The sequence below is a fragment of the Viridibacillus sp. d25.2 genome (assembly GCF_055456015.2).
Window position 1 is genome coordinate 2,840,037 of sequence record NZ_CM196652.1, and the last position, 23,191, is coordinate 2,863,227.

The following is a 23,191-nucleotide window of genomic DNA, read 5'->3' on the forward strand; positions in this document are numbered from 1 at the left end:
AAAGAAACCGAACAGTCTCTTTTTATATAAAAAAAACAATTTCTTTTCTTTTAATTAGAAGCTTATTATTAAAGTTTACTTTTTACATATTTATTGATCTCAATAAGACAGAAAAACTATCAAAAATTTTGCTATATATAAATCTATTTTAATTTATATAGTAATGCTTCAGCAGCATCCATAGTAATCTCACCTAATGTCGGATGTGCATGAATCGTCAATGCAATATCTTCCGCAGTCATTCCTGTTTCAATTGCAAGACCAATCTCAGCAATAATGTCAGACGCATTTGGACCAGCGATTTGGCCACCAATTATTAAACCATCTTCTTTTCGACTTACAAGTTTTAAAAACCCATCAACATTATTTAATGCTAGAGCACGTCCATTAGCTGCAAACGGAAATTTAGCAGCAACTACATCAATTCCTTCCTCTTTCGCCTGTTTCTCATTATAACCAACAGTAGCTAACTCTGGTTCAGAGAATACAACTGCAGGAATTCCAAGATTATCTATTTCAGAAGGATGACCAGCAATTGCTTCAGCAGCTATTTTCCCTTCATATGATGCTTTATGTGCTAATTGTGGACCATCGACGATATCACCAATTGCATAAATGTTAGATACATTTGTACGGCATTGTTTATCAATTTTAACAAGACCACGATTAGTCATTTCAACGCCAACTTTTTCTAATCCGATTTTATCTATATTTGGACGGCGACCGACAGTTACGAGAACATAATCAGCTTCAATAGTTTTTACCTCACCCTTAGCTTGATATTTTACAATTACACGTTCTTCGTTTTCTTCTACATCTTTTGCCAAAGCATTTGTTACAATATTTGCACCTTTTTTCTTTAAGTTACGAGATACAAGTGAAGACATTTGTTCTTCAAAGCTTCCAGCAAATAATTCTTCGTTGCCTTCAAGTATGGTTACTTCAGTCCCGAAATTAGTGTAAGCAGTACCTAGTTCAACACCAATAACTCCACCTCCAATTATCACTAATTTATTAGGTATCTCAGGTAGATTTAGTGCACCAGTTGAATTAATTACACGTTTTGAGTATTTAAATGTTGGAATTTCAACAGGACGAGAGCCCGTAGCAAGAATAGCGTTTTCAAATGTGTAAGTTTGAGCTGACTTTTCATCTATGACACGTAATGTATTTTCATCAATAAAGGATGCTTCACCTTTTACAATATTCACTTTGTTTCCTTTTAAAAGACTTTGTACATTGCTATTTAATTTTTTTACAACTTTTCCTTTCCATTCTTGGACTTTAGAAAAGTCAATTTTAACATTTTCTGTAGTAATACCGATATCATCAGAATGTATTGCTGTTTCGTATCGATGGGCAGCGGTAATTAGAGCTTTTGAAGGAATACATCCAACATTTAAACATACTCCTCCAATATCACCTTTTTCAATAATTGTTACCTTTTTTCCTAATTGAGCAGCTCGTATAGCAGCGACATATCCCCCAGGGCCAGAGCCAATTACAATCGTTTCAACTTCTTTCATATTCAATTCTCACTCCTCTATTGATTAAGCTTCTTACCTTCAATAACGGATTCACACTTGAATTACCTCCTTTTCATGGTTGCATCTTAAGTCCCTAAAAAGAAACCGTTCAGTCTCTTTTTTGCGATAAAAAGAACGGCTCAATTGGCCGTGGATTGTCTTTTTAGCTCAATAAGAAGCTGGGAAGATACGGTATCAAGATAGATCATATCTTGATATAAGCGAGACAAGGCAAGTGCGCCTTCAAGAGAAGAGATCCAGACTATAGTGATCTGCTTTGCCTGAGTATCTGGTTTTAACTCTCCTTGTTCAACTCCATTTGTAATAATCCATTCAATCATTCCAAATAATTGATTCATTGCTATCCGTGCTTGTTCTGCCAAAAGAGGATGGTAATCATCTGCTTCTAACATTACGTTCATGATGGGGCACCCTCCGGGAAATGGCTCTTTATGGACAAGAGATTTAAGAACTGAAATAAATGCTTTTAACTTATCAATTGTATTGGATGCATTTTTTATCTCTTCGACATAACGCTCAGCCATTTTTGAAGTAGCATACTGGAATGCTTGAATAGCTAAATCATCTTTACTTTTAAAATGGCGATAAATCCCTCCTTTTTCTAATCCCGTCTCCTGCATAATATCAGAAATCGAGGAACCACTATACCCTTTTATATTAAAAAGAGCAGAAGAGCGTTCGAGAATCATTTGTTTTGTTAATTCACCTTTGCGCATGATAGCCTCCTACAAAAAACCAATCGGTCTCTTTTTATTATAAACAAAGAAAAAAAGATTAGCAAGATAAAAACAAGAGCGATTTTTTTATCATTTTTTTTATAATTATCGAACTTTATTACAAATCATCTTATTAACTGCTCCTTACTATGATTAATCGTGAAATACTTTCCTTACCCCTGCTGTTCAATCACACCCGTTGAGATAAGTACGACAGTGTCTTTTTGTAATGCTTCATAAATTCTAACCACGTCAAATCAACGACATGATTTTTAAAGATTGAATACAGAAATCCTCCGTTTCTTCTTTAACACTTTCTGATAACTAGAATTGCTTTCTAAAGAGTTGCAACAATATATGTCTCCGCATGTTTTGGAGCAATTAGAAGAAGACTCTCCAGTGAGGAGAGTCTTCTTCTTGGTTATTATTTTAAATACCTTTTCGGAATGGTTAAGCCACTTTTTTCATCATCCCAAGCAATTGAGCTTATCTTCCAACCACCGGGCGTACGAATGAACTGCATCGTTTTCATGCCCATTGTATCAAATGCTTCGCCAGACAACACACCTATTTTTCGATACAAGCTAAAACGATGCGCGATATTTCCGAAAATCTCTGTGATTTCGTACACTTCCTCTTCCTTGAAATTCATCAAGTTTCCTTCACTTAATAACTTCTCTCTGGGTTCGATAAACTGCTTAAGGCTGTATATTATAGGAGCACAATCTGTATTTTTAATGATCATTGCCTCTGGAATAAATAATTCGGAGAGAGCGCGTACATTCAGTTTTTTTCCATTTTCATTGGTAAACGCATCAAAAAAGGAGGCGGTTAATCGATCTAGAATCACTTTTGTTTCTGATGATTCCCACTGTTTTTTGATGTGGTTTTCTGTTTTATCAAATACCAAAAGCTTAAGCTCTTCGGAGTCATTGGCCAGTTGAATCAATCTCTCAAATCGAAATCCTAATTTTTCTAGCAGACTGGTTGAAGCTTGATTCTCTTGAGCCGTGATTGCCACAATGCGAGTTAGTCCTAATGTGTCTTCTCCATATGACATTACTGCGGAGGCTGCTTCATAGGCGTAGCCTTTTGACCAATACTTTGGTAGAAAGGCAAATCCAATATCCACATCTTTCAGGGAATCTCTTTTTACCAGACCGCAAATTCCTATTGGGGCATGATCCTCCTTTCGTTCCACCAAATAAAGACAGAAACCGAATTGCTCAAACATGCGATCAGGTCCATTCAAAATATAGGCCCTTGCGTCATCCAGTGTTCTCACATAGCGATCGCCTATGAACCGCAACCAGGAAGGATCGTTCAGAAGCTCAAGGATAAACGCCGCATCGTCGGTTGTTTGCAGGCGAAGTATAAGTCGATCAGTTTCAAGAATCTTCAATAAAATTCACCAACCTTTAGTATTTTCTCCAGTTTTCTCGTTTAGATGAATTCATCAACGTCATAACCCTCAACTTTTTAACGCTGCCCATGTCATTCCACACTTCTTTATAAGCAACATAAGATAACCAAGATACTTGATGTACTGTATCACCAATACGTATTTCATGTACGTTCTCCATTAATTGTTTTGTATATTACGTATATGCTCTTTAGGACACTTCCTTCTCCAAATCGTTATACATTTACTTCAAATTTTATAATTACATCTATAAAAGCAGCGCCATATTTCTCTAACTTGTTTGCCCCTACACCGTTTACTTCTAAAAATTCATCTGCTGTTTTTGGTCGTTTTGCACACATATCTTGCAATGACTTATCCGAGAAGATAACAAATGGAGGTACATTCGCTTCATCTGCAAGTTGTTTCCGAATTGTACGTAGTTCTTCAAATAATGGATCATTTTCTGCAATTTGTCTTGTGACAACAACACCTTTGCGTTGCACTTTTACTTTGCCTAGGAGTACATCCTTACCTTTTTCTGGAACAAAAATGGTCGGCATGTTCCCCTGTTTCACAGATAGTAAATCTTCAGCGATCATGAACTCTATAAAGTTGGATACTTCTTTAACTGTCATGTTTTTCATAATGCCATATGTGGAAAGCCTATTTAAACCAAAGCTGATGACTTTTTGATTTTGTGATCCAATTAACACTTGAGCAATCATTGTTTTACCGAATTTCTGCCCCATTCGGATCACACAACTAAGTACCTTTTGAACATCTTCTGTAACATCAAAAATTTCTCTATCATCTTTACAATTTGCACACTTCCCGCAAACTTCAGCGTTTTCCTCACCGAAATACTTCACAATATACTGCTGTAAGCATTGCTCTGTATGGCAATAATCCGCCATTCCTTGCAATTTAGCGAGTTCTCCAGGAATTCGTTCACGGTCTTGTGATTGATCAATTAAAAAGCGTTGAGTTTGTACATCTTGTGAGGCATACAAAACAACACATTCACTTGGCAATCCGTCACGACCTGCTCTCCCTGCTTCCTGATAATAACTTTCCATATTCTTTGGCAATTGATAATGAATAACGTACCTTACATTGGATTTATCGATACCCATACCAAAGGCATTTGTCGCGACCATTACTTGCGCTTCGTCTTTTAAGAAACGTGTTTGCTCCAGTTGACGGAAAGCTTCTGGCAAACCTGCATGGTATTTCGCCACGGACATTCCTGCTTTCATCAACACATCATATACATGGTCTACAGCTTTTCTTGTTGCAGCGTAAATGATCCCGACTTCATTAACGTTTTTCTTTACGAAATCTTTAATATAGCGGTCTTTGTCTTGTCCTAGAACTACTGAAAAGGAAAGATTACTACGGGCAAATCCAGTAATAACCGTGTTAGCATCAGTTATTTGTAAAATGCGGCAAATATCTTCCCTTACTTCCGGTGTTGCAGTCGCTGTTAGTGCTAAAACAACGGGTTTCTCTTCAAAAATAGTCATTAATCGATTAATAGCACGATAGCTTGGACGGAAATCGTGTCCCCATTGTGAAATACAATGAGCTTCGTCTACAGCAATTAATGGCACTTGTATATTCTTTAGCTCAGACAAAAACTGAGGCGATTCAAGTCGTTCAGGCGCAATATATAAAAGCTGATATCTTCCTTCATGTAAGTTTTCCATTGTTTCACGTAATTCACTTACAGACAATGTACTATTAATAAATGCCGCAGAAATACCTGCTTCAAGTAGTGTGTCTACTTGATCTTGCATAAGGGAAATAAGAGGTGAAACAACTATTGTCGTGCCTTCTAGTAACAGGGCTGGAATTTGGTAACAAATTGACTTCCCTCCACCTGTTGGCATCACACATAAGCTCGATTTTCTCTCTAAAACATTCGAAACAATTTGTGCTTGTCCCTCGCGAAATTCGTCATAACCAAAATATTTCCCTAGCAAATGTTGTGCTTCTTCAAACATTCATCTACCCCCTCAATACGTATATATGTTCTTTCATTGTAACATTTAATAGGTTAAAAGGCTTTTAAATAGCAAAATTGCAACAAGCAAGATTAACAGCTTATTAAATTTACATTTTAATGATATAATCCAGGAAAAAAGATTTATTTTTATAACGACAAGGGGGCACTATTTTGAAAAAACACCTATTTGCAATTATTTGTTTTATCTTCTTCTATGGCTTTATACCATCTCAATTAAAAGAAGCTAATGCTGTCACACTAGACAAAAGTAAGACTTGTATTAATGGAGTAAATAAAACAAAATACCTTGTTAACGTTCCCGTTACTACTTTATGGACATCACCTGTTCAAGTACGCCCTATGGATAAGCTTATATTACAGAAAAACGCTAATGTAAGCTTATGGAACCAAAGCTTATCTTATTACCAAAAACTCGATACATTAGGACGTATTGATACCCAAGCTTTATATGGCCAAGAGGTGAAATTAATAGCGAAACAAAAGGGTTGGCTGAAAATTGCTGTTATTGATCAGTTTTCTCCAAAAAGCAAGCAAGGTTATAGAGGATGGGTTCCTGCTTCGCACATTATCAAATCAAAAAAGGACACTTCTAATTGCAAGATTGTTATCGTAAAAGAAAAAGTAGCAAATCTATACCCTTCGACTAAAAACAGGAAGAAATCTTTGCAAATTAGCTTCAATACAATTCTACCAATCATAGATGAAACAAAAAAATGGTATAAAATCCAAACACCAACAGGTAAGCATCGTTATATTAAAAAAGCAACAGCTCTTAAATATCGTAATTATTCTAGCATCCCAAATCCTACTGCAAAGGACATCATTACAACAGGTAAAGAATTTCTCGGTCTTCCTTATTTGTGGGGTGGCATTTCAGCTTACGGTTTTGATTGTTCTGGATTTGTTTATAGTATTTACAAACAACATGGTATATTAATCCCACGTGATTCATCAGTTCAAGCAGTGAAAGGCAAGCCCGTTTCTTTAAAGAATTTAAAACCTGGTGATCTATTATTTTTTGCCAATAATAATGGCAAAGGTAAAATCCATCACGTTGCTATGTATATTGGTAAAGGACAAATAATCCATTCACCTAACTATAATCGAAGTTTAGAAATTCGCTTATTACAAACTCAGCCTTATCAAAATGAACTAGTGTCTGCGCGTCGATATTTAAAATAAAATCAGCCTCTTCTTTTATACTAAAATAGTAAAGTACCCTATTTAGGAGAGTTACAATGCGAGCAAAAAAGGCTAGAGGATTAAAGCGAAAAATAAATAGTATGATTAAACAGATTGAAGAAGAAACAATGGAATTTCCAACAGATTATTATCGTGGTTATTGGCATTTGCATTTACCTGTTAGTGAGGCATTCATTGACTCAAATATGACTCCCATTGGCATTAAACGACTTTGCATGCAAACTTTGATTACTCAAGTTGAGCATTTGATCAGTATTAAACCTAAATCCGAGCAAACTTTAAGGGTTGTTGCTGCTATCAATTGGCCACGATTATTTAGTTCTCAAATAATTGTATTTAAAGGCGAGGAACATTACAAAGGATTCTTTGATAGGAATGACGAACAGCAAAAATGGACACTTCTATCCGATGAACGTGATTTACAAAGAGAAATGGGTTTGTCCGTTCCCTCAAATTTACAAATCCTAGGATTTAATGAACAGATTTCAGATGAGGACTATTATCATGAGGGTGAAATTTGGTTTATTGGTGACGTGGTGGATTAATACGGCATTGGCGAAAGAAAATTGTACAGAAGCCCTGTAATCAAAATCAAAGCGCAAGTAATTTTTGAACTAAGGGGTTTGAAAGTATCGAGCAATTTAAAGAGAATTAGAAGTATACATTTACTATTACACTCACAAACGAATGAAGGCAAAATTAAAAGACCTAAGTCCAGTCGAATAACGAACTCAGGTCTTGAAAGCTGCCTAAACTTCTTGTCTACTTTATTGTGTCAGATCAAACGTAGATCGTTCTAAACATGCTTTATGACCAGTGATGCAATTCTCTTTCTTCCCCTCATATCTATCGCAACTAGTAACTACCAACTCATTTTATAATTTTTTTGCATTAATGATTGTTAGCTGAGGTTTATACTACACAGGTTTCCATATCAGAAGCTGGATAAGGAACTAATCCGAAATGAACTAATTAGATAACATTGATTTTTCTGTTGAGCAAATCTTACATTGGTTGTTTTTAATCCAAGGAGTCTCAAATGTTGTTTCTGAAGTTAAGAAGTTAACTATCGCTTTTTTTCCTAATGATATGGGTTCTGCTATTTTAAGGTGGATCCTCAAAAATTCAGTTGTAATCATCGATGCTATAAGACTAATATTAGGAAGAATGGCAGCATTATAATCGATGTTCGGATTATCGTAAGCATCTAGAACTTGTCCGAAATTCTCTTTGATAAAAGTATAATAACACTCTAAGCAAGCTGTTTCTGATGGCATAATTGTATAAAAACTACCACAAGTTAAGCCAACTCCTCCTGAAATAAAAGGAACGCTATTTTTAATACATAGTTCATTTACCCAAGAATTTATTATTAATGGTGGATTATCAGCTGCACAAAACACAAAATCTAAATCTCCAGTAATAATGTTTTCTAGATCTTCAGGTGAAGTTATTCTTTTATCAATCATTTCATAATCAATGGATGTGTTAAAATCACTTAACCGTTCAAAACCTACCTTAGTTTTCCTCTGTCCTATATATTTCTCAGAATATAAAACCTGACGATTTAAATTTTTCAATTCTACTTCATCACAATCAAGAAATTTTATATGTCCTACACCTAGCCCAGATAGCTGCATTAGAAGGTTACTACCTAACCCTCCCATACCTAAAACCAAAACCTTAGTCTCTATAAGTTCTTTTTGGTAAGATGACTTAGTTCGGTCTAAATTACTAAAAATATTGAAAAAGTTAAGATTATTATTATATCTCTTATATTGCCATTCTTCTAGCTCTTGTAAAGTTTCCTTAGAACTATCATCTATTAAACCAATTTCATCTAATGTTTCAATAATACTTTCAAGTTCAGATAAGCTTAAGGACGGTTCTTCAAGTAAGTCTAAAATTCGGTTTGTATCTAACTCACCATTCAATAAAGGAATAACCTTTGTTAATATCCCATCTGGATCTTGTATCTCATATGCGTTATTCGGTTCATCTCCAATTTGAATTGTATGAGAGTCAACCAAGATAACTGGGTAAAAATCTTTGAATTTTGGCTTCATAAGCGTTCTCTCCTTTAAATGAATTAAGTATATATGTTCATCATCTCAGTCAATTTTTCTTTTACAATTTCAGCAACAATTTGCTGATCGATTTCTTGCTCTAAACGAAAGTAAAGACTGCCCAAAAAATTTTTAACATTAGTTATAATCTTGTACTCCTCATGCCATAATTCAGTTTTTTTCCAATGGGTGAAATCTGTAACCCAATTCTCAACTACTTTTATGTCAATTGAACCTTTTTTCAATATTGTTATTACAGCTGTTATCAGTCTTTCATCTTCTAAATTGGTGTATACTGTTTCTTTTATACATATGACACCTTTAATGGCACCTAGAATTTCTAATTGTACTTCTATAGGTAAATTATATTTAGCTAACTCATTTATTGCATCAGCAGTATGAGCCAGAGCATGTGCCCACCCTTTACCCGGAACAAAACCTCGCCAATCCTTCTCATGCTGAAGGTACCATACTAGCTTGTCTTTAATTTCTAAAATATCTTCATAGTTTAGGAAATTGTTTTTTTGATTAACCATAAGTATTAGTGGAATAACCAGCATGGAAAATGACCTTGTAAACACTGAGTCCGTATTTGATTCCCCAATATTATGAAAAAGATGTCGATTATCCAAAATGGTCTTTAACATACTTTGAAGTTCATCATTAGAAAGAAAATCTTCAAGTATCAAGTGTGATAAAGTCATATAAATTAGATCATCTCTTAATTCGCTATCTGTAGATCCAATATTAACTAACATCTCTCCAATTAAATCTTCATAATTAAAACTTTCAGGTAAGCTGTATTCCTTACTTCTTAAATAAAAAAGTTCATTTTTTAATATAATATTATTCACCCCTATTATTAATTAAGAATAGCTCTTAGATATAAACTTAAAGCTACTAATGTGGAAGAAATTGATACTAAAATAAAAAACACAAAAATGAATCCTTTTTTCAAATCCATGCTAACACTCCTAACTATTGTGTTTCAGCAACATATATTATTTAGCGTCTATCATCAAGCAACTTCCCCGTTTTTAGTAATAGCCTCTAACTTTTCTATTTTTCTCGCTTTCATTTTTTTTCTTAAATCTAACGATACATATACAACTAAAATAACTATTGGACACAGCGTTAGAGTTCCCATCGCAATGCCGTCCCAATATGACATAGAAAATAGAGGATCTCTTAAAGTTTTTTCAAGAGTTTGTTTGACAGAATAATATGCGATAGGTATGTCGATTACGAAAAATAAATATAACGAAATTATTATCCCCATAAAGCTCAAAAGACTGTATATTTTAACGAGTTTCTTCTCTTTATTTGGTAAACTATTTAATTTACTTCTTATTTTCCCTATTCTTAAAGTAAATATATTCTTAAAAATAAATTTCATCGATTCATCAAGATCATCAATTTCTAAAAAATTGGTTAGTACATAATATAAATCTGTACGCAAGAATAATAGTGCTTGGAACACTGTGGTCTGTAGTTGCATTAAAACTGAAAACTTAAGTATTTTAATTAAAATCTCATTTGAAAAGTAAAACTGCATAATTAAACACAATAATATCAATACACTTGTCCATGCTAAACCTGCTAAGTAAATTCCATATCTTTTTCTTCTAGGAACCGACCAGATATCAGTTACTTCAGTTTCAAGGACTAGAAAAACTAGTCTATATCCCCATTTAACTTTAGCCCCAATTCCAGCACTTTTGGCAGCACATATATGTCCATATTCATGAAAAAATATCACTATCCATGTACTTATAATTATAATAGCTATTGATGCAATTCCAGAATTACTAACAAAGAAATCAGAACCCTTTGGTCGTATATTTTCGAATGTAGAAAACAAAAACAAATTAACAAACATGGTTAACAGATAAAATACCCAGGCAACCTTACTAAATAATATCTGAAAAATTTTACTATGCTTAACATTTAATTTGGGACTATCAAGTAAACTTTCTGATATAAGATGACCATTAATACTTTTTACATAGCCTGCATCAACTAAAACTTCAACAAACTCTATTATGTCATCTACCTGATAATCATTAGCACTATACATAGATGTTACTTCGGCTATTGTCTTATCCTGAGAAAAGGAATGATAGATATTAAGGGTGTCTACATCTAGTGATAAGTAATCTGAAGTACCAATACGTCGAATAGTAATAGAATCCTTTTCACTTGGGTATGTTTCAATATTATGTACTTCAACTATAGAATTCTTACTAATCTTATACATATAATTATCTCTTCCTTTCTACATTTTTTTTAATAATGGTAGTGACCCCTTAAAGTTAGAGTTTTATTTATGCAGCTAATTGGCTGGCATGAGTTCGGTATTTTACCGGGCTCATGCTGGCCAATTTTTGTTTAATTCGATCGTTATTATAGTAATAGATATACTTCTCTATTTTCTTCTTTAACGCTTCATAGGAGATTAATTCTTCTCCGTAATACATTTCTTGTTTGAGTAAGCCAAAGAAGTTCTCCATGGTCGCATTGTCTGCACAGGTTGCTTTACGAGACATGCTTTGGAAAATCTTGTTTCGCTTTAATTTTTTCACCCATAAATGATGTTGATAGTGCCAGCCCTGATCCGAGTGAATCGTTGTACGGTATAGGGCATGTTCTTGAATAATTGGGAGTGCTTGTTTCAATGAGTCTATTACGAAATCAAGTGTAGGGCGTTTAGACATACTAAAGCTCAGTATTTCACCGTTATATAAATCCATAATCGGACTTAAATAGAGTTTTTCGTTGTTTGTACATTTGAATTCTGTTACGTCTGTCACGAGTTTTTGTAAGAAGTACGTTGTATGGAAACGGCGGTTTAATCGATTCCTCGCGACTTTCCCTACAGTACCCTTATACGATTTATAGCGAGATTTACGCACGAATTTCACGCATTTTAAATTCAATTCACTCATGATTCGTTGTACTTTTTTATGATTGATTTTATGTCCTTGTCCCTTTAATTCCGCATGAATGCGACGATATCCATATCGCCCTTCATGTTGCTCAAAAGTCTCTAAAATCAACGTTTTCCACGCTTGATCTGGATCTTCATCCTTCATTTGCTTGATGTGATAGTGATACGTTGCTTCTGGAATATCGACTTGTTTAAAGATGTATTTTAATCGGAACCCTTCTTTTTTGAGTTCAAAGGCGATTGCTGCTTGTGCTTTTCGAGGAAGGCATCCGGGTTCTCTCGAAAAGCCTTCAACTTTTTTAAATACGCAACCTCTAGACGAAGTAGTTCATTTTCACGTTCTAACTGCTCCTCACGAGACATTGTTTTTTTCACTGTAGCTTCTGATTTTTTAGACATAGATGGCCTTCCCTTCGCATGTTTCAGGCCTTCTACTCCTTCTTTTAAAAACTTACTGTTCCAAGTTGCGATTAAACTAGGATCATTCATGTTAAATCGAATTGCTGTATCTTGGTAAGAAGCACCTGTTTGTTTCATAAAGTTTAATACATCTAATTTGAATTGAACAGGATATTCTTCATGCTTTGTTTTCCGTTGTAAACCTTCTTCTCCAAAAATTTTATATGCTCTAACCCAACGTTTGATTGGAGTTGGAGATGGAATACCATATTTTTGCGCTAATAATAGGTATCCCAGATTCCCTTTTAAATACTCTTGAACAATCTTTAATTTAAAACCTTGGCTATATTTCGCCATACAAAAACACCCCAAAAGTTAGATTTATTACTCTAACTTTTGGGGTGCAGCACCCCCTTAGAGTGGACTCTTTTCCTACAAAAAAGATCATGTACATGCACGGTTAGCTGGTAAACCTACTTTTGGTAATACTTTAACTTTGATTTTTTTCATGTCTTTCACCTCCTTTATGTAATTTCAATTATCAAATCATGTACATGCACGGTTAGCTGGTAGACCTACTTTTGGTAATACTTTAACTTTGATTTTTTTCATGTCTTTCACCTCCTTTATGTAATCGATTCTCAAATAAGTTTATTGCGCAGTGATAAGAATCAACATAAAAATTTACATCCTTTTTAAATCAAATATAATACTATTAAGTAATAAATTTACAAGTAAGTGTGTGTAATGCCTAATGGCTTTTTTTTAGTATAAGTTTAGTAGATTATTAAACTCAATAACTAATTTATAATATGCATGATTGCATAAGTATGTTGATTAAATGGATGATAGAATTACGATAAGGAGGTGTATATTTATATTATGAAGAAGTATATTTCGATAATTTTCATGATAGTTTCACTAAGCTGTTTTTTAATGGCACCAAATTTTGGATCAGATCTTCCGTATGAATATATAAATCAAAACAGGTAATAGAAAAAGAATTTACATGGAGAATTATTTGAGGTTTAGAGTAAAAGATTACTATGATGTACTTACTTCAATAGAATGAGGTGATTCGTTCATTTTTTAATTTCTCTTGCTATCTAAATCTCTTCAATAGTCACCATAACTCGGACTACCATTCCTTTTAGCATCATAGGAACTAAAAGGAATGGCAATCTACAAAAACATATTTTACATCCTCAATCACAAAGAGAAATGATAGTGGATACCTAATTTTTAAGTTGGTTGTCAAATTTTAAATATTCAGATTTATTTTTAAATAATATATTAATATACAATGACAAATTTTGGATTCTAAACATTATTAAAGCGGTTTCAAAATCTTCTGCAATACTATTGTATTGATAAAGTAACTTCTCCTTACATTCACCCCTTTGGTAATAGAGTTGTCCCAATAAAATCATCGATTTTTGTTCAATTGACCTTTCAATAGCTGTATTAGTCACATTTAATGCCTGAGTATAATCCTCTATGTCGTACAAAAGTTTAGAGTAATTATATGTTACTTTTATATAAATCTCTGAACTATAATCAAGATAATCCATTTTTAGTATCCGTTGAAAATATTGAATAGCTATTTCTATATTTCCGAATTTAACATTAGAGATTGCTAAAGCGTTTAATATATGGATTTCCTGATGGAATTCAGTACTTATATAATTCATATTGAGAATCTCATTTAAGTTTTCATTAAACTCTTCGAAACTCATTTTTCTCAACTCAAAGGCTGCTATATTATTTTTCCATAGTAGATACTGTTGAAATTCAATATCATAGTTTTTATATAACTCTTTTTTCGTAATCTCATATAATTTTTCGTAATTTTTCCTTTCTGTTATCCGTTCTAACTTATCTCTAAATTTTTTTTGTTCTTTTGATTCTTCCGATACAATGAGTTTTAACCAATAATCTAAATTAAGATTTAATTTTTTTGCGATACCATATAATATATCTGAATTTGGCAAGGTCTTTCCTGATTCTATACGGCTAATTTCAGATTGGTGACAAATCCCTTCAGCTAAACGAATTTGTGATATCTTTCTGGATGTTCTTATCTTTTTTATTTCATTTCCTAATAGTGTCCAAGGCATTATTACCCTCTCCCCAACAAAAAAATAAAATAGACTTATTCCTCTACTAATTATACATTATTTATACATTATATTTAAATTTGGTAATTGAGGTGTATTCTGAAAACAAGCTAATCTCCTTTACAATTAAGGTGAAGACAAACTAAACAAAGAGCATATTATGAATGTACTTAATTATTTGTACGAAACGGGATTATCCTTAATTGATGTCGCTACTACGTTTAATATTTAATGGAGGATGCCTATCTAAAAAAGTTGAACACTTTAGTTCAAATGCAGGGAAAATTACAAACAAAAACAAAGCAAGTAATTTTGAAGGCAAAATTAAAAGACCTAAGTCCAGTCGAATACCGAACTCAGGTCTTGGAAGCTGCCGAAACTTCTTGTCTAACTTTATTTGGTCAGATCAAACCAAAAGGCCTCTTAAATCCAAAATATTCTAAGAGGCCGTTCTTATCAAACTCTAATAAAATATTGATCATTTTTTATTTATCAAAATAAAACTGATAACTTTCATTTTGAAGAAATATGACTTTCAATAATCCTTACGAAATTTAATTAAATATATTGATTCCGTATGAAAACGACCATTGTAATAGCAATGATACAGAAAATAATGACACCCACTGTCATAATCGTCCCCATAGATGCACCGTACAATTTAAACGGTTCTGGAGGCGCCTCATTTGATGGATCACTTGCTAAGAAGTTCGCTACTGTCATCATATGCAAAAAGCGTTTTTCTGAAAAATTATTATGTAATTCAATTTGCTGATCTGCTAAATAGCTTTGATTCCATTTTGTTTTGTCTTCTATTAGAATTTTGCCATCATGGGCCATCCAAACAGCTAACTGTTGTTCATTGATTTTAGCGACAGCTTTTGCTAATTCACCGTCATTGTCTTGTGGATGATTCATTAAATAAATGCGTAATTGATGTTGAATTTCCGCTATATCATTGCTTACAAGAATTGTTTCAAGTTGAGTAGACATTGTGCTATCCCCTTTTTCCAAATACTAAGCGCTTACATAATTGTAGTACAGATAGCTCTTTTTCTAAATAGGGTTCACTGAATAGCCTTATATATTCTTTTTGCTTTTATCCTAATCTACTTACAATATACAAATTTGATATACTACATAAGAATGAAATGATTTATTGGAGGTATTACAATGACTACAAAAGGTTATTTAGCAAATGGACTATTTGGATTAGGCGACCGCTTAGTAAATGAAATGGTTGCAAAGGCAGTACGCGAGGCAGTACCAGGTGTGGATTTATATGTACCTCAAGAAAATATGGCAATCAATGATAAGTCGTCTTATGCGAATAGTTTAGCAATTGCAGGTGCAGATATTGAGGCTCTAAAAGCAAGTGATTTCTTAATCGCTGTCATTGATGGTGTTGAAATTGACTCTGGTGTTGCTGCTGAAATTGGTGCATTTTCGATGCTAGACCGCCCTATTTTCGCACTATACTCTGATACACGCCAACAAGGTAGAGATAATACAAAAAAAATCGATGCTTTAATCGCAGATGGAACAGAAAACCAGTTTGCTTACCGCAATCTTTTTGTCATTGGTTTAATCAAACAAAACGGCATGATTGCTGCTTCGATTGAAGATTTGATTGCAGGAATGCGAGAGAGTGGTATAGCTATAAAGGAAGAAACAACTATAAATAGCTAATAAGTCCGTGGTTAGAATACTATCACATTACGAAAAAGAAAAATTCACACTTAGGAATATCCATCATACTATTGAATATACATAGAAAGATTTTATTATGGAGGATGATTGAGGTGAATAATGTGATAGATGGTATCAATTATTGGATTTATTATGTTCCGAAAGAATTTAAACGAATGTCTGAAGTAGATGTGTCTAAAAAATCTTCATCAACTAAATGGTCGAAAAAAGAAATATTAGGGCATCTGTGTGATTCAGCTATTATTAATATTGAACGATTCATTAAAATTCAGTATGAAAAAAAGCCATTTGTCATTCCCACTTATCATCAAGATAAATGGGTTGCTATCCAGAATTATCAAGATACTCCTATCGAAGAAATAATAACTCTATTTTACGCTTTAAATAAGCAGATCATCACGATTATTAATAATATTCCTGATGAAAAACGCTCCTATCTATGTGACATAGGAAATAATGAACTTAAAACATTAGAGTGGCTCATTCAAGATTATTACGAACATATGGAACATCATCTTAAGAAACAGATTTTCAAGTAAAAGTAATAGAAAGTTATACTCATTAAAAAGGTGCTTCAAAAGCCAAATATCTGGCTCTTGAAGTGCTTTTTATGTTAAAAGATACCTCGTGATTTATACCTTCATTTCACCTCTTAGTTTCTATTTAGCATGAAAATATCTAACCACTAGTATCTACTTCATCTGTACGCAAGTTATCAATTTTATTTAGTAACCGTAATATGTGCCACCAATTTTTCATAAAATTATGAAACCGTCATATCATCGATCTTATAATCCTTCATGCTCGTTGGAATGTTAGCAATTGATTCAAGCGTACTCAATGCTGTTTGATCAAGTTTCTTACTACTTGCATCATATGGCTTTAACAGAAGTTAACCCATTCTCAAATAGATATATATATCATTCGTCATCTTAGCGCTTCAAACCTATTCTATATGATCCTTGATATGTCCTCAGGAGGGAATTGGAAAACCGCTAGAAACGGTGATATTATTGATTTTCCGGCTTAAGGTGTGTAGAAAATGTGTAGAAAGAGAATTTACATTCATATTAATCCCAAAGGAAAAACTATATATGTTGGCGGTGGGAGTGGAACCCGCGTACCTCCTGCTACTCCAGCACCAACACCCCCCGTCCCAGATAAACTTGCACTCACTGCTCCACCTCCTGCAACAGCTGTTAGCAGCAATAATTTTTTGGGCGCTACTAAGTCCTTAATAATATCTCCTGGAATTGTATGAGCCTTGTTAGCAAGTGCTAATACTTGATCTATTTTTTAAATCTTTCAAATTCTCTTAGTGCTTCGTGCCCATAGAATCATCTCCTTTTAATCTATGATATGACAAATAACCTAATTTAGGAAATGTAAATCCCTTCATATTCCACTTGTTTTCTTTCGTTTTCTTTCATTTTCCTATGAGGTGAATTTATTTGTCTTAATTTGTTTTTTATAAATCTTTAAGTTTTCATAAACTTCTTTACGAAAAGAAAAAAACACTTCAAACCCTCGATACCAAAGGATTTGCAGTGCTTTTTAGTTGGTTCAAACTTTATCTATCTGAACCTTATTACGTCCCAGGAGGGAATCTAGTATCCTGCTAAAGCATTGATATTACTAGATTTTCATTTATGATGTGTAGAAAATGTGTAGAGAAAAACGAATGAATATTTATTCTACCTTTAAACATGCTGCGTAATTGAATTATTAGCTCTTTAAATTAAAATTTACTACAAGAATGTTCCAAGTAAATTTTTATAAATTCCCCACACATAAATAAATATCCAATAATCATTTACTTTAGTTGCTACTTGCTGAACAAAATCATCGTAGTATGTGCTTACCTTAAGATCTCAACCTTTGACTTCAAAGGTAGTCGAACCCGCGTCCAAAGGCCCTAACACTTAAGCATCTACGCGTGTAGATTGTCTATTAGGTTCGCGGCCGAAGTCTAGAGCAATAAGCGTTTGTGCCATTTCCATACTAATTTATTTTACGGTTTTACTCGCTAGGGAGTATTACATATTTACGATCTTGGTTCAATGACCTTCTGTGGACTAGTATATACCATATAGTTGCATAATGAAAAAAGAATCCAAAATATAGACTCAAATAATAGATTTATTTTAATAACTATCGCTACTGCTGTTGTTAGAAACACTAATATAATGATGTATTGCTCATATTCATTTTTCACTAACCACTTCTCGCGGTAGAACTCAGCTAACAAAGTCACCAGGCATTAAATTTCAAAAATTACGATTTTTTCAATTATTACTCATTGCGCGCTATCCCCTAAACACTGGCGCTAAAAAACAACCATTTATCGGCATTTATCTTCTTTAATACATAAATCATCATTTATTTTCACGACTATTATGACAAACAATTTAAGAATCAAGTAGTAATCTAACTCGTATTGTTTCTCGTCATTAGTATTTGTTCCATGTAAGTATCTATTTCGAATATCATGACCATTGGTGAATTTTGATTTATTGAGATAATAGTCAATATAATCTTGTTCATTTCTTGAAAACAGGCTGTTTTCAAAATCAACAAGATTACGAGTACTTAACTCCTCTATCAATACTTGTATATCCTCAGGACAATTCCAATAACTAATTACTTCTTTATAATATAGTTCCTTAAGAACATATATGACTCTTTGGTCAACAAACTCTAAGTGCCCCGTGTTACTTTCACAGATTAAGTTATTATCGAATAACCATTGCATACTTCTCAGTTGATACTCTTGAAAATCACTTCTAGTTAATTTTTCAGAAATCATCAAGTTGAAAAAATCCTCATATTTCTCTTCTTTATTTGGTAAATAGAATATGCTACTCTGGTCAGAGAAAAATAAAAATGAAGCCGTTTTATACCAGTCACTAGAAGAGTAAACATACTTCTTTCTATTAAATGACTTAATATCTTTATTTTTAAAACTTGAAGATGACATTTGAATTAATTCCTGGTCTATCATCCCATCTTCAATCAGTGTATTATACTGTTTAAAAATTCTATCTATCTCAGGAAGAATGGTTCTACACTTTTCGAAATATGATGCTTCACTCGAAGGCATTTTAACGATGAAATCATTAATTTGAAATTCTTCTTTCACATATGCACAAAAAAACCATTCAATCATTTCTTCCAATCTTACACCAAGAACATTTAACACATTAACATAACTATATATCTCAGCATTAGACAACATTTCTTTGAAATAAAAAGAGGATGTTTTGGAATACAAATATTCTGCTTGTGGTGTAAATACTGTCTCTAGAGTACCGCTTTCACTTCTTTTAGAATCTATTGCTAATCTCATCTCCCCATCAACAAATCCAAATAGATAAATAAAATTATTCCAAAGTGTAGGATAATCAATATTTTTTTCAATCCACTTTCGACTTATCTTGATGCCTGCTGTTCTAACATCCATAGTAACTAATATAGCTTCTTCTTGTTCCTGCGGATAAGAAATTATTACTCCCGATTCAAAACCCGTTCCGTTATTAAAAATTTTCTCTTCCTCTTCTTTAGCTTTCCTCTTGGCATGCAATTTGATTTTATCAGGTATAATTAACCCCTTATTTGTTGGTAAGTCAATGATTTGTCTCAATACATTTATATTAACTAGCGGTGAATCAATATATTCATCAATCAAATTTAATATATCTGTTACTTTCAAAGATGGTGGCAAATATAAATCCTCTTCTTTTAGATATTTTGATAGAATTGTCTCTACATTCCTAGAGTCAGATAATAACACATCTTTAACTGCTTCATTAAAATACTCAGTCAATCTCTTAAACTTGAGTACTATATAAATATGTATATTTCTCTTTTCAAGAAATCGTCTAAAATCATTAATTTCAATTTTTTGATATAACCTGTAAACTTCAAGAACTTCAAAAAAATCATCTTTGGTATTAAAGACAATTTCATCATATAGATTGAGGAAGACATCCTTGTAAAAGCCCATGAAGGTACCGGTTTTTTGTTTTATTTTTTTCTCATAAGCTTTTATGTCAATACTTGTCTCTTTAACGATATGGTCACTAAACCTTTCAATGTTTATATATTTTAAAACATTATGAAATTCTAACAAATCAGTGATATCCCATTCAGTATCAATAACCTCATTATTAACTTTTTCTATTATTTTTTCTAGTTCCCAACCACAAGCCATATCATACTCAGAATAGAATTTAATCCCTGACATATGTCCTCCAATCTATTTCTTCCATTTTTTAGATTCAGTTTGATTGAGGCTAAGGGTTTAATCTTGCCTCTGCCGTCCATAATAATGTTTTCTAACGCAAATCGTCTTTATAAACTTTCATGACGTGTGGATACATCTACTACCGCCCTTTAGCTAGGAAAGAGAGGATGTTAATGTGTTATTTACCCCCGCCTATGCACACTATATCTGAATATGCAGCCCATTTCAGCACCAGCTGGTTCAGGAAGGTCTTCAACTACAACTCCTGTAGTCAAGAACATCGCTGTAATTTGGAGTGCATAACGTGTAACAGAGCCGTTCATTCATAATTCTGTATAGGAATACCACTTCTCGATATTTCTTAATTATTACCGTTATAAACAAATTATAGCTTTTTGTGAAGTTACCTACCAACCTATGTATTAAAGCTCTGTTGAGGCGACAATAGTCGTACCACCAACTAAAAACTTCGATTCTCCAGCGTCTACACTCCAAGATGTTGTAACATAGGAGGCTTTATCATCTAGAGTATAAAATATTTACGAACTTGGCTCGGAGATCCAATATTTACATATACATTACTTTAACAATTTATTAATCTATACATTAAACTTTACCTATATTACTAAAGGTCAATTGATTAATATCATTAATAATATCTTCTTTTATTAGATTCACCAATTCTTTTACATCTATTCCATTTATTATTTTAACATTTATATTATTACTAATATTCATTTCATTTACCAATCTTTCGGCTTTCTCAAGTTCATCCATTTTAGCATTTTGGTATAAACCTATTACTACTAGTCGATTATATTTTACGTGTAGAGAATTGAATTTTTCTTCAATCTTACGCAAAATGGACCGAAACGCTCTGACATCTTTAAATATTTTGATTTCTACAGCTGTATTTTCTATTGAAAAGTCAAAAACTTCATATTCTCTGATTACTTTATAGTCATGACTAACATCCTGTAAGAGGAAATAGAAAAATTCTTCAAAAATTTCATATTTCATCTTACGCAGGTTATTCCCAGCGAAGTAAGACCTTATTTCTTCTAATTTATTTATTTTTTTACCATGAGCTATATTATTTCTTACATACTGTAATGGTTTTAATTCCTCTATGATCCCATCACTCATTACTTTATTTTCTTTTAATATTTTTATATTCTCATTAAGTGGCAACACCGTTTTATTGGAGATATTTTTAAAGTGACTAATAATATGATTCTCAATTAAACCATCAACAATATCTCTAATCATAACTTCAATGAAGATAAATTCCCCCATATATTCCATTTCGTCTAAAGATCTTTCTAAAATAACTTCTTCTTTCCATTTATATTTATAAATTTCTGCATCTTCATCAATAACAATTTTTTCAAGCAAATTTCCTTTCACCATATTTTCTAGCAGTATATTAATGAATTTACTAATATGCTTAAAATATTGATATGTATAATCGGACTGTTTTAGATCTTCACTGTTTATAATATCAGAGAGTTGAAAATCTAAAGGTCTTAACTTTTTCATACTTTTTATTGCTATATATAATTGAGATATAATTAAATCTTTAATTCCATCTTCGTAATAATCGGGATCTATAGATTTATCCTCGATTTCATCCAATATATTAATCAATTTAGCATCTGTTTCATATATAGCTTTTTTACTTTCTAAAATATTTAAATAACAGTCACCATTATTCTCAATCTTCATATCCTGCCTAATTAAATTGATAAATTTCCTCAAAATTCTATGTGATAATAAAATCTTGGACTTGAGGTATGAGTGTATTAAATAAGTATCTTTATCAGGATTATTTATTAACAATCTTTCAAAATATGTCACTAAATCATCTACAGAAATAAGAGGAACGTGTACTATTCTTGAAAATAAGCTCGAAAGAATATCATCATCAATTGTATCTGCTAATTGATATTTATAATATAATCTTTGTCCTGATATTAGTATAAAATTAGCATTTCCAGATAACATTATGGGTTTCAATTCACCAATCAAATTATTTATTTCATCTTCTTTTTCAATCTTATCCAACTCATCTATTACAAATGTAATTCTATATCCAGCTTTATTTAACTCATTTATTATTTTATTAAGCTGATGCTCCGCAATCTCATCATCGTATATATTCGCTCTATTAATCTCTGTCAAGTAGCTATTTTTATTAATTTTTTTCTTCTCAAAATTAAATAGTAAAAAACCACATGCAATTAAAAGCAACACATAAATATACACATTACCATTTTTCAGATAGCCCAAAATGGCAGTTATACCTACCCCGCCTATTAGTAGACGAGTAATAAACTGTGATAAATCTATTTTCAAACTTTTGCTTGTTTCGTTTTCGATTAAATTCTTATTATTTTGTTTAAATTCAAGATTATTAAATGTTCTATCGAAAATTAAATCTATATCATATATTAATTTCGGGTTATTTTCCCTAATTTTTTCTTTTGCATCGCTACCCTCTATTTCCCAATATAATTCTCGGATTAAGGCTCTCAAAAAAGTAGAGAAATTAGAATATTTCCCTACATTAATATGTACATAAAGAATATTATCACTTTTATTTTTTAATTGTTTTTTTAAAGCCTTAATATAAGAAGTTTTCCCTGCTCCTCTATATCCAGATACAAGATAAGTAGTAGGCTTACTAAATAGTAATTCATTAACTAAATTATTATTAATTGTGTCCTTTAGTATGTCACTATCAATAGGTGCATCGGTAATGTTATTTATATCAATATATAATTTCAACTATTCCCACTCCCGCCTGTCATTA

General features: G+C 32.5%; 15 protein-coding genes and 2 pseudogenes. 4 read left to right on the top strand and 13 right to left on the bottom strand.

What is annotated here, in order from left to right:
- Nucleotides 1-143: 143 nt before the first annotated feature.
- The 4 genes and pseudogenes from lpdA to recQ all read right to left on the bottom strand — a co-directional run bounded on the left by lpdA (nucleotide 144) and on the right by recQ (nucleotide 5,671).
- Complete coding sequence (lpdA, locus tag ACZLO7_RS14095; protein WP_464939948.1) at nucleotides 144-1,526, bottom strand: dihydrolipoyl dehydrogenase; 1,383 nt, start codon at nucleotides 1,524-1,526, stop codon at nucleotides 144-146.
- Nucleotides 1,527-1,666: 140 nt separating this feature from the next.
- Nucleotides 1,667-2,263 carry a TetR/AcrR family transcriptional regulator gene (locus tag ACZLO7_RS14100; protein WP_464939947.1) on the bottom strand — a complete coding sequence of 199 codons (597 nt, stop codon included), beginning with the start codon at nucleotides 2,261-2,263 and terminating at the stop codon, nucleotides 1,667-1,669.
- Nucleotides 2,264-3,158: 895 nt separating this feature from the next.
- A pseudogene (locus tag ACZLO7_RS14105) lies at nucleotides 3,159-3,665 on the bottom strand (GNAT family N-acetyltransferase); the annotation flags it as partial.
- Nucleotides 3,666-3,901: 236 nt separating this feature from the next.
- Complete coding sequence (gene recQ / locus ACZLO7_RS14110; RefSeq protein WP_464939946.1) at nucleotides 3,902-5,671, bottom strand: DNA helicase RecQ; 1,770 nt, start codon at nucleotides 5,669-5,671, stop codon at nucleotides 3,902-3,904.
- Nucleotides 5,672-5,844: 173 nt separating this feature from the next.
- Between recQ and ACZLO7_RS14115 the strand changes: the two genes are divergently transcribed.
- Both ACZLO7_RS14115 and ACZLO7_RS14120 read left to right on the top strand, forming a co-directional pair.
- On the top strand, nucleotides 5,845-6,876 hold the full coding sequence (locus ACZLO7_RS14115) for a C40 family peptidase (RefSeq protein ID WP_464939945.1): 1,032 nt from the start codon (nucleotides 5,845-5,847) through the stop codon (nucleotides 6,874-6,876).
- Between the two features lie 56 nt (nucleotides 6,877-6,932).
- Nucleotides 6,933-7,442 (top strand): DUF3916 domain-containing protein, encoded by a 510-nt coding sequence (locus ACZLO7_RS14120; protein ID WP_464939944.1) that lies wholly within the window; start codon nucleotides 6,933-6,935, stop codon nucleotides 7,440-7,442.
- Nucleotides 7,443-7,865: 423 nt separating this feature from the next.
- Here the strand turns inward: ACZLO7_RS14120 and ACZLO7_RS14125 are convergent, their stop codons facing one another.
- From ACZLO7_RS14125 to ACZLO7_RS14155, 7 genes and pseudogenes are all read right to left on the bottom strand, one after another.
- A complete protein-coding gene (locus ACZLO7_RS14125; RefSeq protein WP_464939943.1) occupies nucleotides 7,866-8,963 on the bottom strand; it encodes a ThiF family adenylyltransferase in 1,098 nt (365 codons plus the stop codon).
- Nucleotides 8,964-8,986: 23 nt separating this feature from the next.
- Nucleotides 8,987-9,817, bottom strand: a complete 831-nt coding sequence (locus ACZLO7_RS14130) for a DUF2785 domain-containing protein (protein ID WP_464939942.1) — start codon at nucleotides 9,815-9,817, stop codon at nucleotides 8,987-8,989.
- Nucleotides 9,818-9,981: 164 nt separating this feature from the next.
- The gene (locus tag ACZLO7_RS14135) at nucleotides 9,982-11,220 is read right to left on the bottom strand and encodes a hypothetical protein (RefSeq protein WP_464939941.1); all 1,239 of its coding nucleotides are present in this window, start codon (nucleotides 11,218-11,220) and stop codon (nucleotides 9,982-9,984) included.
- Nucleotides 11,221-11,287: 67 nt separating this feature from the next.
- Nucleotides 11,288-12,154: pseudogene (locus tag ACZLO7_RS14140) on the bottom strand (IS3 family transposase); the annotation flags it as partial.
- Nucleotides 12,115-12,666 carry a helix-turn-helix domain-containing protein gene (locus ACZLO7_RS14145; protein ID WP_464941449.1) on the bottom strand — a complete coding sequence of 184 codons (552 nt, stop codon included), beginning with the start codon at nucleotides 12,664-12,666 and terminating at the stop codon, nucleotides 12,115-12,117. The gene ACZLO7_RS14145 and the pseudogene ACZLO7_RS14140, both read right to left, overlap by 40 nt.
- A gap of 878 nt (nucleotides 12,667-13,544) precedes the next feature.
- Nucleotides 13,545-14,426, bottom strand: a complete 882-nt coding sequence (locus ACZLO7_RS14150) for a helix-turn-helix domain-containing protein (protein WP_464941181.1) — start codon at nucleotides 14,424-14,426, stop codon at nucleotides 13,545-13,547.
- Between the two features lie 558 nt (nucleotides 14,427-14,984).
- A complete protein-coding gene (locus tag ACZLO7_RS14155) occupies nucleotides 14,985-15,419 on the bottom strand; it encodes a hypothetical protein (RefSeq protein WP_464941180.1) in 435 nt (144 codons plus the stop codon).
- A 180-nt stretch (nucleotides 15,420-15,599) separates the two neighbouring features.
- Between ACZLO7_RS14155 and ACZLO7_RS14160 the strand changes: the two genes are divergently transcribed.
- Both ACZLO7_RS14160 and ACZLO7_RS14165 read left to right on the top strand, forming a co-directional pair.
- Nucleotides 15,600-16,115: a nucleoside 2-deoxyribosyltransferase gene (locus ACZLO7_RS14160; RefSeq protein ID WP_464941179.1), complete on the top strand. Its 516-nt coding sequence runs from the start codon at nucleotides 15,600-15,602 to the stop codon at nucleotides 16,113-16,115.
- 104 nt (nucleotides 16,116-16,219) lie between these two features.
- On the top strand, nucleotides 16,220-16,675 hold the full coding sequence (locus tag ACZLO7_RS14165; RefSeq protein WP_511261341.1) for a DinB family protein: 456 nt from the start codon (nucleotides 16,220-16,222) through the stop codon (nucleotides 16,673-16,675).
- Between the two features lie 1,802 nt (nucleotides 16,676-18,477).
- On the opposite strand, the gene ACZLO7_RS14170 is transcribed toward ACZLO7_RS14165, so the two are convergent.
- A complete protein-coding gene (locus ACZLO7_RS14170) occupies nucleotides 18,478-20,379 on the bottom strand; it encodes a hypothetical protein (RefSeq protein ID WP_464941177.1) in 1,902 nt (633 codons plus the stop codon).
- 606 nt (nucleotides 20,380-20,985) lie between these two features.
- Nucleotides 20,986-23,166 (bottom strand): P-loop NTPase fold protein, encoded by a 2,181-nt coding sequence (locus ACZLO7_RS14175; protein ID WP_464941176.1) that lies wholly within the window; start codon nucleotides 23,164-23,166, stop codon nucleotides 20,986-20,988.
- Between the last annotated feature and the right edge of the window lie 25 nt (nucleotides 23,167-23,191).